This window comes from Hydrotalea lipotrueae (genome assembly GCF_019249625.1).
GTDB lineage: Bacteria > Bacteroidota > Bacteroidia > Chitinophagales > Chitinophagaceae > Hydrotalea > Hydrotalea flava.
In genome coordinates, this window is sequence record NZ_JAESDL010000003.1 from 111004 (window position 1) to 125824 (window position 14821).

General features: G+C 36.1%; 14 protein-coding genes. 5 read left to right on the forward strand and 9 right to left on the reverse strand.

Annotation, left to right across the window (positions count from 1 at the left end; genetic code table 11):
- Positions 1 to 66 precede the first annotated feature (66 nt).
- Positions 67 to 882 (reverse strand): alpha/beta hydrolase, encoded by an 816-nt coding sequence (locus tag JK139_RS03575; RefSeq protein WP_075051627.1) that lies wholly within the window; start codon positions 880 to 882, stop codon positions 67 to 69.
- 267 nt (positions 883 to 1149) lie between these two features.
- On the opposite strand from JK139_RS03575, the gene JK139_RS03580 reads away from it, so the two are divergent.
- The 5 genes from JK139_RS03580 to JK139_RS03600 all read left to right on the forward strand — a co-directional run bounded on the left by JK139_RS03580 (position 1150) and on the right by JK139_RS03600 (position 6413).
- The gene (locus JK139_RS03580) at positions 1150 to 2103 is read left to right on the forward strand and encodes an ATP-grasp domain-containing protein (protein WP_074419220.1); all 954 of its coding nucleotides are present in this window, start codon (positions 1150 to 1152) and stop codon (positions 2101 to 2103) included.
- Positions 2104 to 2144: 41 nt separating this feature from the next.
- On the forward strand, positions 2145 to 3254 hold the full coding sequence (locus tag JK139_RS03585; protein ID WP_074419221.1) for a carboxylate-amine ligase: 1110 nt from the start codon (positions 2145 to 2147) through the stop codon (positions 3252 to 3254).
- Positions 3255 to 3484: 230 nt separating this feature from the next.
- Positions 3485 to 3964: an RNA polymerase sigma factor gene (locus JK139_RS03590; RefSeq protein ID WP_218330606.1), complete on the forward strand. Its 480-nt coding sequence runs from the start codon at positions 3485 to 3487 to the stop codon at positions 3962 to 3964.
- Complete coding sequence (locus JK139_RS03595) at positions 3964 to 5403, forward strand: outer membrane beta-barrel protein (protein ID WP_074419222.1); 1440 nt, start codon at positions 3964 to 3966, stop codon at positions 5401 to 5403. The genes JK139_RS03590 and JK139_RS03595 overlap by 1 nt, the downstream gene beginning before the upstream one ends.
- A 26-nt stretch (positions 5404 to 5429) precedes the next feature.
- Positions 5430 to 6413: a hypothetical protein gene (locus JK139_RS03600; protein WP_074419223.1), complete on the forward strand. Its 984-nt coding sequence runs from the start codon at positions 5430 to 5432 to the stop codon at positions 6411 to 6413.
- 26 nt (positions 6414 to 6439) lie between these two features.
- Here JK139_RS03600 and JK139_RS03605 read toward each other — a convergent pair whose 3' ends face one another.
- From JK139_RS03605 to JK139_RS03640, 8 genes are all read right to left on the reverse strand, one after another.
- Positions 6440 to 7399 carry a hypothetical protein gene (locus JK139_RS03605; protein ID WP_074419224.1) on the reverse strand — a complete coding sequence of 320 codons (960 nt, stop codon included), beginning with the start codon at positions 7397 to 7399 and terminating at the stop codon, positions 6440 to 6442.
- Complete coding sequence (gene def, locus JK139_RS03610; RefSeq protein ID WP_074419225.1) at positions 7396 to 7971, reverse strand: peptide deformylase; 576 nt, start codon at positions 7969 to 7971, stop codon at positions 7396 to 7398. The genes JK139_RS03605 and def overlap by 4 nt, the downstream gene beginning before the upstream one ends.
- 57 nt (positions 7972 to 8028) lie before the next feature.
- Positions 8029 to 8445 carry a Holliday junction resolvase RuvX gene (gene ruvX, locus JK139_RS03615; RefSeq protein WP_074419229.1) on the reverse strand — a complete coding sequence of 139 codons (417 nt, stop codon included), beginning with the start codon at positions 8443 to 8445 and terminating at the stop codon, positions 8029 to 8031.
- 10 nt (positions 8446 to 8455) lie between these two features.
- Entirely contained in the window at positions 8456 to 9379 is a 924-nt protein-coding gene (locus JK139_RS03620; RefSeq protein WP_074419226.1) for a UbiA-like polyprenyltransferase, read from the reverse strand.
- A gap of 15 nt (positions 9380 to 9394) precedes the next feature.
- Positions 9395 to 9928: an RNA methyltransferase gene (locus tag JK139_RS03625; RefSeq protein ID WP_074419227.1), complete on the reverse strand. Its 534-nt coding sequence runs from the start codon at positions 9926 to 9928 to the stop codon at positions 9395 to 9397.
- 157 nt (positions 9929 to 10085) lie between these two features.
- Positions 10086 to 12485 carry an endopeptidase La gene (gene lon, locus JK139_RS03630; RefSeq protein WP_218330607.1) on the reverse strand — a complete coding sequence of 800 codons (2400 nt, stop codon included), beginning with the start codon at positions 12483 to 12485 and terminating at the stop codon, positions 10086 to 10088.
- Between the two features lie 187 nt (positions 12486 to 12672).
- A complete protein-coding gene (locus JK139_RS03635) occupies positions 12673 to 13242 on the reverse strand; it encodes a porin family protein (protein ID WP_218330608.1) in 570 nt (189 codons plus the stop codon).
- Between the two features lie 325 nt (positions 13243 to 13567).
- The gene (locus JK139_RS03640) at positions 13568 to 14818 is read right to left on the reverse strand and encodes a metallophosphoesterase (protein ID WP_218330609.1); all 1251 of its coding nucleotides are present in this window, start codon (positions 14816 to 14818) and stop codon (positions 13568 to 13570) included.
- Between the last annotated feature and the right edge of the window lie 3 nt (positions 14819 to 14821).

A 14821-nucleotide genomic window follows, 5' to 3' on the forward strand; every position in this document is an offset into this window, starting at 1 on the left:
AATCCAACACAAATAAAAACCTGTTAGTAAAAAGCTGACAGGTTTTTTTATGAAAATAATTTGACATTATTTACCCCAACCCCATTCTAAAAATTCAATCAAGGCAGTAGCCCAGATTGCCACATCATGCTTTCCATCTTCAATGATTAAATATTTTATATGTGCATCGGTATAGCCTTTTGCTTTCAATGCAATAATTAAATCAAGTGTATCATCAATACTATCAATTACACCGTTATTATTCCGGTCTGCCGTTTCATCTAAAGTGCCGCATTGCAAAAAAAACTGAAGCCATGGGAAAAAAGCCCCATTTCTTACCTGCAAATGCATCAGTCGATCGGTTTCATCATCATAACCATTGTCGTATGATTTTCTACGCCACCATAAACTACCGCTAAAAACACCCACTTTAGCAAATTCTAAAGCATGGTTCCATACAATATCCAATGCACTTAACCCACCCAATGAAAATCCAGCAAATGCTTTTTCTTTAAAAGATGGTGCATGGTATTTTTTTCGAAGAAACGGCAGTAATTCATCAAAAATAAATTTATGGTATAAACCGGCTTTATCGCCCCTGCCTAAATAATCGGCACTATAGGCAGTACCATATTCGCGTTTGCGTTCTTCCCCACAATAAATACCTATACACAAAACAGGCATCAATTTATTTTGAATATACAGTAGGTTCAATTGCTCCTGTAATGGCATTTTAATTAAATCCTGCCCATCATTCACCAATAACAAGCTCACTTCTTTCAACGTATGAAATTGAGGTGGCATGTAACTATCCACTATCACCTCTCTTTCCAAATATTGAGAAAATAAGGTGCTTTGTTCTACAATTACTTCGGTGGCGTGTTGAATGGTTTCGGTTGGCATATCTTCAAAAATAGTGTATCTAAATCTGCCTTCCCAAATTTCCTTTAAATTGGTTCGTTTTCAAGTTGAATATCAAATAAAATATAATTTGTTGAATCATTAAACCAGGAATAATTTTAGCATACCCCCATCCAAAAAAAATAAAAGCGAAACAATGTTGTTACTGTATTCAAAAATTTACTTATTTTAATGGTACCATCGTTAACTCCATCACTAATATATTTTATACAAGTATTTTTAATCAAATAATTTTTCAAATTTTACATTATGAAAAAAATAGGTATATTGTTTGGAAAAGAAAGAAGCTTTCCCGAAGCCATTATTCAACGCATTAATAGCAAACAAATTCCCAATATAATTGCCGAACCGGTTCATATAAGCAAAGTAATACAGGGCGAAGATGCAGGTTATAGTGTTATAATTGATAGAATTAGTCAGGATGTACCATTTTATCGCGCCTTTCTAAAAAACGCTGCGTTATGTGGTACTGCAGTTATTAATAATCCGTTTTGGTGGAGTGCCGATGAAAAATTTTTTAATAATTGTCTGGCTACAAAAATAAATGTCCCCGTTCCTAAAACAGTTATTCTACCCTCTAAGGAATTGCCAGATGATACGACAGATGCCTCGTTTTCTAATTTGGCCTATCCGTTAGACTGGGACCATATTTTTAGTTATGTAGGATTTCCTGCCTATATGAAACCATTTGCCGGCGGAGGTTGGAAGCATGTTTTTAAATTAGAAAACAAAGCAGAATTTTTTGAAAAATATAATACCACAGGGCATTTGGTAATGCTATTGCAGGAAGAAATTGTGTTTGAAGAATACTACCGTTGTTATTGTATAGGCGGAAAACATGTGCGTATTATGCCTTATGAACCACGCAACCCACACCATTTACGCTATGATGCCCATTTTAAACCATCGGCAGAAAAACTGCAGGAAATGACTGAAATAGTACTCCGTATTAATCAATATTTGGGGTATGATTTTAACACGGTAGAATTGGCACTTCGTAGCGGTGTACCCTTTGCTATTGATTTTTGTAATCCGGCACCGGATGCAGATAAACAAAGTGTGGGTGAAGAAAATTTTGAATGGGTAGTTGAAACAGCTGCCAACTTTGCCATTGAGCGTGCACAAATACAAGAAAACGGAAAAGACAATTTAACCTGGGGTGAATATTTGAAAAGAAGCACTACCAAAACAAAACTATTTTAACAGCATTAACCGGGTAATTTTTAATGATTTAAATGCACCTTATGCCATCTCTTAACTTTCATCAATTTACATTAGGTATTGAAGAAGAATACATGGTAATAGACCCTGTTACCAGAGAGTTGAAAAGCCATGAACAAAAAATTGTTCAGGAAGGGCAAAAGCTATTGAAAGATAAAGTAAAAGCAGAAATGCACCAGGCCGTGGTAGAAGTGGGAACCGACATTTGCAAAAATGCAGCAGAAGCTTTGGAAGATGTAGCTTCACTGCGCGGCAATATTGCTGCTATTGCAAATAGTATGGGTTTGGGAATAGGTGCAGCAGGTACCCATCCCTTCAGCCACTGGAACAGCCAGTTAATTACCGATCACGACCGTTATCATCAAATTGTAAATGAATTGCAGGAAGCAGCCCGTAGCAATTTAATTTTTGGGCTGCATGTACATGTAGGTGTTGAAGATAGAAAAATGGCCATACATATTGCAAATAGTGCCCGTTATTTTTTACCCCACGTGTACGCTTTAAGCACCAACTCGCCTTTTTGGGAGGGCAGGTATACCGGCTATAAATCATTCCGCTCTAAAGTTTTTGATAAATTTCCCCGAACCGGAATACCCGATCATTTTCAAAGCATTGAAGCCTACGAAGCTTATGTTAATCTGTTGATTAAAACCAATTGCATCGATAATGCAAAGAAAATATGGTGGGATGTAAGAGTGCATCCCTTTTTCAACACGGTTGAGTTTCGCATTTGCGATGTGCCATTAAAAATAAAGGAAACTATTGCCATAGCTGCATTATTTCAGACAATTTGTGCTAAATTGTATTTGTTACGTACCCAAAACCTCAACTTCATTTCATACCAACGTGCATTATTGAATGAAAATAAATGGCGGGCAAGCAGGTATGGGATTGACAGTATGCTGATTGATTTTGGTAAAGAAACCGAAGTACCTACCCGACAACTGATTATAGAATTACTCGATTTTGTAGATGATGTAGTGGATGCATTAGATGCACGTGAGGCTTTGCAATACATTCATACAATTTTACAGGAAGGTACCGGCGCCGATAAACAACTTCAGGTATACCAAACTACCAATAGTTTGCAAACAGTGGTCGATTTTATTCAATCCCAATTCCTTTTACGTTAACCTTTATTACCTGCAACTTTCGTCGTACTTTAAACAATCCGGTGTATTTAAAAGTCTATATTTCATTCATTTTAACTGCAATTAGGTAATTTTATGAAAATATCAGATACTTGGGCAGCATTGCTATGTTGTTGGGCATCTGATGATTGTTAACATATATAAACCTGCCCCCGTTGACAGAGTTTGAATTAATTAAAGGTTGTATAAAGCAACAGGCAAATTGCCAGCGTATGCTCTATGAGCAATATGCCGGTAAATTAATGGCTGTTTGTTTGCGTTATGCCAATGATGCCATGGAAGCGGAAGATATTTTGCAGGATGCATTTGTAAGAATCTTTAACTACATCAACCAATTTAAATTTGAAGGATCATTTGAGGGCTGGATGCGAAGAATAACAGTGAATGTGGCTTTAAAATATATTCAGAAAAAAAAATTACAGTTTACCGAAGTAAGTGAGCATCATGATTCAGCAGCTACTATTCCTGCAATGGCTTATAGCCAGTTGGGTGAAGAAGTGCTGCTGCAGCTGATTCAACAATTACCAACAGGTTATAAAATTGTATTTAACCTGAATGTGATAGAAGGATATAGCCATGAAGAAATAGCTAAAATGCTGAATATTAAAGCCAGTACCAGTAGAAGCCAATTAGTAAAAGCCAGAAAAATTTTACAGGAACAAATTATACAATTACAAAAAATTGCTGTGTAATGAATGATCAATTAATGGATGATTTTATCAGAAACAAACTGAAAAATTACTCCGCTCCCGTTCCACCCGATCTATGGGAGAAAATAATGGCTGATACCAATAAAAAGCCCAAAGGCTTTTGGATAAATCAGCACAAAACTATACTTGCCATAGCAGCACTTTTCCTGATATTGGCCGGTAGTCTTGCTTTTTATTTTTTTAATAAAAATGCTTCTTCTATTGATCAAAAATCTACGCTTCAACAAACAATAGTTTCTACCCCTGGTCAATCTAATGTTCACACACACAATTCTCCTGAAAATCAGCAATTAAATGGAGCTGTTTTAACTGATAGTTTGCAAAGTTCAAACAACCTGAACAAAAGTACTTCCAAACTTCCCCAGCATCAAAACAATACATCCAATTCATATCTATCTAAAAATAGCTATTTACCAAACAAGCAGTTATTGCGCCCTCAAAGTACCACCAGCCATAACGCATTATCAGGCCAAACCTTCTCCCCCACATTCAATCGCAATTTACCCGGCTACTCAGATAATAATCAAGATGCAGCAAATAACTTCTCTTATAATCAGGTAAATGCTTTTATTTCATTAAAAAATAATTTATTATATAATACTGGTTCCCTGCATTTACCACCGCTTAATTTACGCCGCATTTTAGGTTTGGATGCCTGCCCTAATGCCAATGGCAGCCAGCGAAACGACTGGTATATTGAATTATATGGTGCGCCGGATTATACCATGAAATCAGTATTAACCAGTGGCGCCAGTGCCAATTACCTGCAGAAAAAAGACAGTAGCGAACGCATGAAAGGCGGCTTTACGTTTGGTGCCAGATTTAGTAAAACCATTGGAGAACACACTTATCTGAAATTAGGCTTGCAATACAGCCAGATGAATGAATTATTTAGCCAGCGAAAAGAAAACGAAACGCAAACAACTACAGTAATTGTACGGCGCACCATTACAACACCACAAGGCAATTCAACAACTATTATGGATACTTCTTCTGTTACTCAAATTGGTTATAGAGTTATCAGAAGTCTCAATCATTATAAAAACTTAGAAATCCCGGTAATGCTGGGTTATGAATTTGGCCGGACCGATGATAACTGGCGTATGGCAGTTAATGGCGGACTCATTTTTGATCTTTCCTCCTGGTACATGGGCGAAACTTTAGATACCAGTTTACAGGTAGTTGCCATCAATAGTAAATCAAACAATGGGGTGTATCAGCATTCACTTACCACCAGCATTTATGGAAGTGTTAGTATTTACAGAAGGCTCTCGGATCTGGTTGATGTATTTGCAGAGCCTTATTTCAGGTATAATCTTTTTGGTACAAATAGTCTTTACGGCGTGAACCAACGTTTTGGTGCCGCCGGTTTAAACATTGGCACCCGCATAAAGTTAAATGGCCGAAGGCAGCATTTATAACCCATTCCATATCTTATTCAGTAACCATGAAAAAAGTATTTTTTTATATATTCATCATTTTCGCAACCATTACAAGTTGTAAGAAAGATTTTTCTGATGAATTTACGCCTTATCAGGGCATGTCGTTTAATGACACAACCTGGACCAATGAGCCTATTAGCAATGACCTTATTGATTCATTGCAAGTGCAATTAGGCTTACCGATGGCTTACTATACTACATTTAATCCCACCCATGATACAGCTTTTTGGCTGAATAATGATATACAACTAAAAATTCCTGCTTATACCAGTGCGTATGTGAGCAATACAGCCAATCCTGTAACAGATCCTGTTTACTTGAGGCTAATTACCTTAAAAGAACGGGGTGATTTTATCAGATATCTGATTTCCACTACTTTTAATCAATATCCACTGGTTTGTGCGGCAGATTTTTATGTGAGTTTCACTTCAAACAATCAGCCCATTGCGATTGCACCTGCTAAACCTATTACCATACAATGGATGGATGATAATGTAAACAACGCCATGCAATTTTATTCGGGATCATCCAACACAGGCGGCCAATATGAAGTGAATTGGCAACAGGACAATAATGGTTCTGTTACACGTTGGGATACTTTGGTAAATGGAATGCACAAAACCGGCTATCGTTTACAATCGCCGCACTTGCAATGGATGGGTGCCAATTATTTAATGGATACCACACAGGCTACTACCAATTTGAATGTAGTATTACCGCTTAATTTTAATAATAAAAACACAATAGCTTTTGCAGTTTTTAATAATGTAAAGTCTGTTATTCGGTTAACACCATCGGCAATTGAAAAAGGCTTTTATACCACTAATCTTCCTACAAATGCCAATATTACCATTGTTAGCATTTCATTGATTAACAATAGTTTTTATCTGGGTACAAATACATTATTTGGGCTCAGTGCAGGTTTGCAAAAATTATACCCTAAAAAAATTAGTGTTCAAAGTTTAAATGTATTTTTAAACAGTTTATAAAGGGTAAGCATTTATTTTTGGAAGTGCTACTTAAAATCGAATAAAGTAGCTGTAAATACTGCACGTTCACGTTTCTTAAATATCACATCCCAATTACCTTTATATCTTAAAACAGCGGGTACTAAAAAATTTTTATAATGTGTCATTTCTACTTCCATGCTTACATCAAAATCGTATACACCGGCTTTATAACTTAAAATATACCTTCTGCCCTGCACTTCTAATGTATTGGTATTAAACCAGGTAACCATTTCATCAACCACTACATCATCTCTTTGCGATGCTGTTAAATCTTCTTTTGGAGTAATGGTAAACACATAACATAATTGATGATGATATTCCTGAATATCTAATCGGTAATCGTATAATTTGTGCGCTTTCTCATCGTATAGATCTAACTTATTACCTATAAAAGGTATACCGGCAATTTTTTTACCGGGATTAAAAAATAACATTTTTAATTGTTCTTTATGCTTATCTATACCACTTTTAGCAGATGTAGAAATTTCATGACCCTTTACAATATTATTTTCGCCGCAAATGGTGCCTTTCGTAAAAAATAAAGCTGCATATAATTCGGGGGTTAGGTAGTTATACTGATGTTTTTTATTGTAGAAATCACCGGTTGTTTTTTCTTCCAGTACATCCATGGTGCGGCAACCATTTACATAATTTTGTCTGATTTTACTATATAATGATGCAATAGTATTACCCGTTTTATCCTTCATTTGTATATCGTTGTAAGCAGAATAACCCAAAATCCGTAAGTTGCGAAAAGCCTTATAAAAACTGGTATCTTCTTTAATTTGTTGCAGTAATTTTTCGTAGTTAAAGTTGGTTCGCACCATTACTTCGGGTAAAGTAAACAGACCCGATTTTCCAAAGCCCACCGTAGTATCTGCCTTTGATGGATGCAAAGTGGTATCCTGAGCGTATACAGATGAAATGCTACAGCAGATTAGTACCAATATTTGTACATATTTCATTTAACAAAAAGCATTTTGTAATCCACTTTCACCTTGCCTTTACTAATATCATTCAACTTGCCTTGCAGTAATTTTTTCTTGAGAGGTTTTAAATAATCAATGAATAATTTACCATCAATATGGTCGTATTCATGCTGAATAATTCTGGCGGTTAAGCCGGTAAATGTTTCTCGGTGTGGTACAAAATGTTCATCCACATATTCTATTGTAACTAATTCAGGGCGTTGAATATCTTCCCGTATTTTAGGAATACTCAAACATCCTTCATTATACACCCATTCTTCTCCATTTAATTCCACTAATCTGGTATTGATAAATACTTTTTTTATACCCGGTTCATCCGGATAGGTTTCATCTTCTTCTTCGCGGTTAGCGAAAATTTGAGCACTATCCATTACAAACAAGCGGATGGGTTTATTGATTTGAGGTGCAGCTAACCCTACGCCATTACTGGCATACATGGTTTCCCACATATCTTCAATCAATGTATACAATCCGTCATAATCAGATGTTATTTCTGCTGCCGGTTTTCTTAATACAGGATTGCCGTATGCAACTATTGGTAAAATCATATACAAAAAGGGAGAAATTATAAATTTAAATACAACTGCAAAGATAATTGAATGTGGCTACATAGCCCTTTCCTGCAGGTAAGTTTGTAACATAATGGTGGCAGCAATCTGATCTATATTTTCTTTGATTCTTCTTTGTTTTTTCTTCATGCCCATTTCTACCATGGCTCTCGATGCCATTTTAGAAGTGTATTGCTCATCTACAGTTTTTACGGGTATTTGCGGAAAATATTTTTTTAGCTGTTCGATTGCTTTTAACACCAATGGGGTTGCATGGGTAGCTGTTTGGTCTAAATTATAAGGTTCTCCAATTAAAATCAGCTCTACTGGTTCTTTGGCTATATATTCTTTTAAAAAAGAAAATAATGTTTGTGTAGGAATGGTGGTTAAAGGCGTAGCAATGATTTGCAATGGATCGGTAACAGCAATGCCGGTTCTTTTTCCTCCATAATCAATACAAATAATTCTGGCCACAATTTCATTTTTAAAAAATAAATAAATCGGCAATTACAAAAACACTAAACACCACACTGGCAATACCATTGGCAGTCATAAATGCAATATTTACCCTGCTTAAATCATTGGGTTTAACAATGGAATGCTGGTAAAGCAACATACCTGTAAAAAGCAAAATTCCTATCCAATACAACCAGTGAAAATGACCATAATAACCGGCCAATATTACACAAGCAGCACTTAAAAAATGTAAAAACGAGGAAATACGTAGTGCGGCAGCTTTTCCAAATACAGCAGGAATGGAGTATAAATCCTGCGATTGATCGAATTCTATATCCTGTAAGGCATAAATTACATCAAAGCCACTTACCCAAAATATTACTGCAAATGAAAATAAAACAGGCAGCAGGTTAAAGGTTCCGGTTACTGCCAGATAAGCCCCAATTGGTGCCAATGAAAGCCCTAAACCCAGCACTAAATGGCATAATGCAGTAAACCGTTTGGTATAACTGTAAAATAATACTACAAAAAGCGCTACCGGTGCCAAATAAAAACAAATTTTATTGATGAAATAAGTTGTACCCATAAACAAAAGGCAATTCAGCAAAACAAATCTTAGCGCACTTTCAGGAGAAATAATGCCTTTGGGAATTTCGCGAATGGCGGTACGTGGGTTGCGTGCATCGAAATGCCGGTCTAAATATCTGTTAAATGCCATTGCAGCATTTCGGGCAGTAACCATACATATTATTACCAATAAAAATTTTTCCAATACATACTGATTACTAAAATAGCTGTGTTGTATAATTGTTTTATTATTGCCAACTTCCTGAAACATATTAGATGTTTTCCGGTGTATTACACCAAGAAAAAAACCAATGAATGCAAAAGGCATGGCAAAAATGGTATGAGAAAACTTTACGAGACTTAAATATTTTTTTACCTTATGCATAAATTTTATTTTCTTTTAAAATGATTGGATTTTCTTCACCAGCTCCCATAAAACAATACCGGCTGCAACAGATACATTCAGTGAATGTTTGGTTCCCCATTGTGGAATTTCAATACATCCATCGCACAAACTTAATGCATCTTCACTCACCCCTTCTACTTCATTTCCCAGTACAATAGCAATTTGGGTGTTTGAAGTTATTGCAAACTGCTGTAATGATATACTTCCTTTAGCCTGTTCTACACCCCAAACGGAATAGCCTAAACTTTTCAATGAATGAACTGCGGCGGAGGCAGTTGGCACATACATCCAGTCTACCGTTTCCGTAGCTCCCAAAGCTGTTTTATGGATATCCCGATGCGGTGGTTGAGGAGTATAACCGCAAATACAAATTCCTTCCATTAAAAACGCATCGCAGGTTCTAAAAATACTGCCCACGTTGTGCATACTGCGAATATTATCTAAAACAACAATCAATGGGTGTTTAGCAGATGCTTTAAATTCCTGAACCGACTTGCGGCCCAATGCATCCATACTTAATTTTTGCATATGCAAATGTACATAGTATGTATGCTTTGAAAAGATGAGCAATTAAAAAGTTCCCCCATAAATATGAAGGAACTTAACCCTTAAAACAACCAACATGAAAAAATACAATAAACAACATAATTAATGGTTGTTTTGTTCATGCGGCTGGCTACATATTTTATACCAATGCCAAATCAAGCACTTGTTGCATGGTTTTAACATAATGAAACTGCACACCGGTTATAAAATTGCTATCTATTTCCTGTACATCTTTTTCATTCTGCCAACACATAATAATTTCTTTAAGACCGGCTCTTTTTGCTGCCAGTACTTTTTCTTTAATACCTCCTACTGGTAATACCTGGCCACGCAAAGTTATTTCACCTGTCATAGCTAAATAAGGTTTTACCTTTCGGCCGGTAAATGCTGAGGCTAACGATGTAAGCATGGTAATACCGGCACTTGGCCCATCTTTTGGTGTTGCGCCTTCAGGTACATGTACATGCACATTATGGGTAGTAAAGGCACTCATTTCAATCCCAAGTTTTTTGGCGTTGGCCTGTAAATAAGTGTAGGCTGTGGTGGCACTTTCTTTCATCACATTACCCAGATTGCCGGTAAGCTTCAATTCTCCTTTTCCTTCACTCAGTACTGTTTCAATAAATAAAATATCGCCGCCTACATAAGTCCAGGCTAAACCTACTGCTACACCGGGCATATTCGCCATTTTGTATATTTCATTATTATAGCGCTGCGGACCTAATATTTTTTCAATATCTGCTAATGAAACCGATAGTTTAATTTTATTTTTTGTAGCCAGTTCCTTGGCTTCATAGCGCATAACGGAGGCTAATTGACGGTCTAATTCTCTTACGCCACTTTCACGTGTATAGTTTTCAATAATTTTTTCTAAAATCTTATCACTGAATTTCAGATTTACTTTTGCTAACCCATGCGCTTCCATTTGTTTTGGAATGAGGTGTCGTTTGGCAATTTCAACTTTTTCTTCAATGGCATATCCACTTAAATCAATTATTTCCAACCTGTCGCGAAGTGCGGGTTGTATGTTTTGAATATCGTTGGCAGTAGCAATGAACAATACCTTGCTTAAATCATATTCCAATTCTAAATAGTTGTCATAGAAACTGTTGTTTTGTTCGGGATCCAATACCTCTAACAATGCAGAGGATGGGTCGCCGCGAAAATCGTTACCAATTTTATCAATTTCATCTAAAATCATTACAGGATTAGATGTTTTGATTTTTCTGATATTCTGAATAATTCTCCCTGGCATAGCACCAATATAGGTTTTCCGGTGCCCTCGTATTTCACTTTCATCGTGCAGACCACCTAAACTTACACGCACATATTTTCTGCCTACTGCATGGGCTATACTTTTACCTAAAGATGTTTTACCAATTCCGGGAGGGCCAATAAAACAAAGAATCGGGCTCTTCATATCGCCTTTTAATTTGAGCACGGCCAAATACTCCAGAATTCGGTTTTTTATTTTTTGCATGCCATAATGGTCGGCATCTAAAATTTTTTTGGCATTTTTTAAATCGTAATTATCATCGGTATATTCTCTCCATGGTAAATCAAGCAATAAATCTAAATGATTGTACACCACAGAATAATCGGGTGTACTGGGATGCATTCTTTCTAATTTCTCAATACCAGATTTAAACATGGCTTTGGCAGCTTCAGGCCATTTTTTGGCTTCAGCTTTCTTTTTCATTTCAGCAATTTCTCTTTCATTGGGATCGCCGCCTAACTCCTCTTTAATGCTTTTAAGTTGTTGCTGTAAAAAATAATCACGTTGTTGTTTATCCAGTTCTGTTCTGGTTTTTGTGGTAACCTTATTTTTCAGTTCTGCAAACTGCAATTCTTTGTGTAAAATACCGGTTAATTTCTCTGCCCTTATTTTGATGTTTTCAAGGGATAACAATTCCTGCTTTTCTGTAATAGAAGTATTTAAATTGCTGCTTACAAAATTGATGAGAAAGGAAGGATTTTCTATATTTTTTAAAATGATAGAAGCCTCGGTAGGTAAATTGGGAGACAACTGAATAATTTCTGTTGCCAGATCTTTAATAGTACTGATGTATGCATCAAAATCCGGGTCATTTAAAACCGGTTGATCTTCTAATAATTGTATTTGGGCTTTAAAAAATGGTTCTTCGGCTATTACTTGCATTAATTCAAACCTTTTTTTACCCTGAATAATGATGGTTGTCCCACCATCGGGCATTTTAATCAGTTTCAAAATTTTTGCAACTGTACCAATTTTACACAAATCTTTTACCGCAGGATCTTCTACTTCGGTATCGTTTTGTGCCAATACGCCAATCAGCTTATCGTTTTTATAAGCTTCATTTACTGCCTTTATGCTTTTATCCCGCCCTACTGTTATGGGCAATACCACCCCCGGAAATAATACTGTGTTTCGTAAGGGTAACAAGGGTAAAGTATCGGGAATTACAATTTTTTCTTCTTCACCTTCCCGTTCATTAATGGCAATGATGGGCATAAAATCATTCTCGTCTTCTGCTGAAAAAAGAAATTTGTTTTTGTTCATACACTACAATCTATGGTAAAAAGTCATTTTGTCACTTACAACCAATAAAAATGATTTATTTATTGGCGTATGTTTGGGGCAATATTAATGCCATTGGCAACAAAGATGGGCAAACGGTACAAAATGGCGCAAAAAAATGGCATACCCGGTAAGATATGCCATGCCATGCATTATGCAGAAATTTACATTAAAACCTAAATCCCATACCCATTTGTATTTGCTGACTTTTCCAATTATTTTGATTACTTACATCGTTCAAATTATTCAAACCTACCGCATAACGACCATAAATACGCAATACGTTAAAATTCAACTGCACGCCTCCAACCATGGCAAAATCGCCCGATTTAAAAGCATTTTGCCCATTCACCAACAAGTTGTCATTTTTATTCAGCAGTATACCAAATTGCGGCCCAAGATTGAAGGTTACCAATTTTCCAACATTATAGCGCAACAATACCGGAATGGTTAAATAATCTAATTTAATATTTTGATCGGGCGGAAAAATACCAGAAAATGTGGCTGATTTTGTGGCAGATTGGCTCCAGAGTAATTCCGGCTGAATACCAAATTTTTTATTAAAATCTATTTCGGCAAAACCACCCACCTGATATGACAATTGAAAGCCCTGATCAAAAGTTTGCCCATCAATCTTAGTTAAATTACCGCCTGCTTTAATACCGGCTCTAAAACCTTGCGCCTGTGCTATGGCCGTTAAACAAAACACACCAATGGTTAATACTATTATTTTTTTCATAAATGATTGTTTTACAGGGATAAAAGTCAATGATTGTGCCAAACTTAATTCTATATGTAAACAAGTTGCAAACAAGCAGTATTGTATGATAATATTTAAAATTAACGCTTTGTTCTATTAAGCTCTGAAAAGCTTACTGGGCATGGGTTTTAATAAACTTGGCTCAACAGTCATTAGTTATACAGAGTTTACTGAAACACTATTTGGCAATGAGTTTCAAACGAAAACAGATTTTAATAGCACAACACGTTATTTAAAATTAAAAAAGGCTAAAATTTTTTCTTGATACAATGAATGACCAATTAACTGTGCTATTGCTGCTGATTTAAACCAGTTCTATTATGGTAATTTCAGGCAAAAAACCTACTCTGCCCGGATAACCAATGAAGCCATATCCGCGGTTTACATATAAATACTGCGAGCCTTCCTGATATAATCCTGCCCATTGTTTGTACATCCATTGTACCGGACTCCATTTAAAAAAAGGCGTTTCTACACCAAATTGCATACCATGTGTGTGGCCAGACAGTGTTAAATCAATATCGGGATATTTTGTTCTAACTTCAGCATCCCAATGGCTGGGATCGTGGCTCATTAATATTTTAAAAGAATATTTTTCTGTTCCGGGATAAGCTTCCTCCATTTTACCATATTTTGGGAATCTGCCTTTTGCACCCCAGTTTTCAATTCCCAGTAATGCAATGGCATCACCGTTCTTTTCCAAAATAGCATGTTCATTCATTAAAAGGCGCCAGCCTAAAGCTGCATGTACTGCTTTCAACTTTTCCAAATTCAGTTGTTTAGCCTGTATAGATGGCCATTGAACATAATCGCCATAATCATGGTTACCCAATGTACTGTACACGCCCATTGGCGCTTTTACTTTTTCAAATACATCCATATAATCGTTCATCTCTTCGTAGCGGTCGTTTACCAAATCGCCGGTAAACAATACCAAATCGGGCTTTTGTTGCAACAACATGTTTACCCCATGCGCAACAGCCTGTTTGTTGTTAAAACTGCCGCTGTGTATATCACTAATCTGAGCAATCCTTAAACCTTTAAATGCATTGGGCAAATTCGCAAATTGCAGGCGTATATATTTTATTTGATAATTGTATTTATTTCCAAAACCATATAAAAGGATACCCATTAATGTAATACTCATACCAATACCCATCCAGCTTAAAAATAAGGAACGTGAAATAGTTTCAGCTCCATTATCGGCAAAATGAGTACCAGATTTCGTGGAAAAAAATGTTATAAGCCAAACTATACCACGCCGAATATCATCCATTAAAAAGAATACGGAAGCAATCAGTTTGGCCATGAATAAGCCAACTAATATAAAAAAAACATAATTTCTAAAAAATTTAGAAATCTGTAAGTCCTGAATATAGGGCAATGCAATTAAAGCAATCCAGCAAAGTAGGGCAATCAACCAGTAAATAACAGTTACCCATATCCGGGTTTTTTCTGAAGCGTTTTGCAGTACTGTTTTAACAGCCTGAAATACATAAACATCTAAAATAATTAAAATGGAGATAATGATCCACCAAATTCCGGTACTACGCATAAA

Coding starts and splice junctions, on each gene's coding strand:
- JK139_RS03605 (WP_074419224.1), bottom strand. CDS start 7,399: ATGAAATATGTACAAATATTGGTACTAATCTGCTGTAGCATTTCATCT.
- JK139_RS03585 (WP_074419221.1), top strand. CDS start 2,145: ATGCCATCTCTTAACTTTCATCAATTTACATTAGGTATTGAAGAAGAA.
- JK139_RS03580 (WP_074419220.1), top strand. CDS start 1,150: ATGAAAAAAATAGGTATATTGTTTGGAAAAGAAAGAAGCTTTCCCGAA.
- JK139_RS03575 (WP_075051627.1), bottom strand. CDS start 882: ATGCCAACCGAAACCATTCAACACGCCACCGAAGTAATTGTAGAACAA.
- def (WP_074419225.1), bottom strand. CDS start 7,971: ATGATTTTACCAATAGTTGCATACGGCAATCCTGTATTAAGAAAACCG.
- JK139_RS03640 (WP_218330609.1), bottom strand. CDS start 14,818: ATGCGTAGTACCGGAATTTGGTGGATCATTATCTCCATTTTAATTATT.
- JK139_RS03635 (WP_218330608.1), bottom strand. CDS start 13,242: ATGAAAAAAATAATAGTATTAACCATTGGTGTGTTTTGTTTAACGGCC.
- lon (WP_218330607.1), bottom strand. CDS start 12,485: ATGAACAAAAACAAATTTCTTTTTTCAGCAGAAGACGAGAATGATTTT.
- JK139_RS03620 (WP_074419226.1), bottom strand. CDS start 9,379: ATGCATAAGGTAAAAAAATATTTAAGTCTCGTAAAGTTTTCTCATACC.
- JK139_RS03590 (WP_218330606.1), top strand. CDS start 3,485: ATGCTCTATGAGCAATATGCCGGTAAATTAATGGCTGTTTGTTTGCGT.
- JK139_RS03595 (WP_074419222.1), top strand. CDS start 3,964: ATGAATGATCAATTAATGGATGATTTTATCAGAAACAAACTGAAAAAT.
- JK139_RS03600 (WP_074419223.1), top strand. CDS start 5,430: ATGAAAAAAGTATTTTTTTATATATTCATCATTTTCGCAACCATTACA.
- JK139_RS03625 (WP_074419227.1), bottom strand. CDS start 9,928: ATGCAAAAATTAAGTATGGATGCATTGGGCCGCAAGTCGGTTCAGGAA.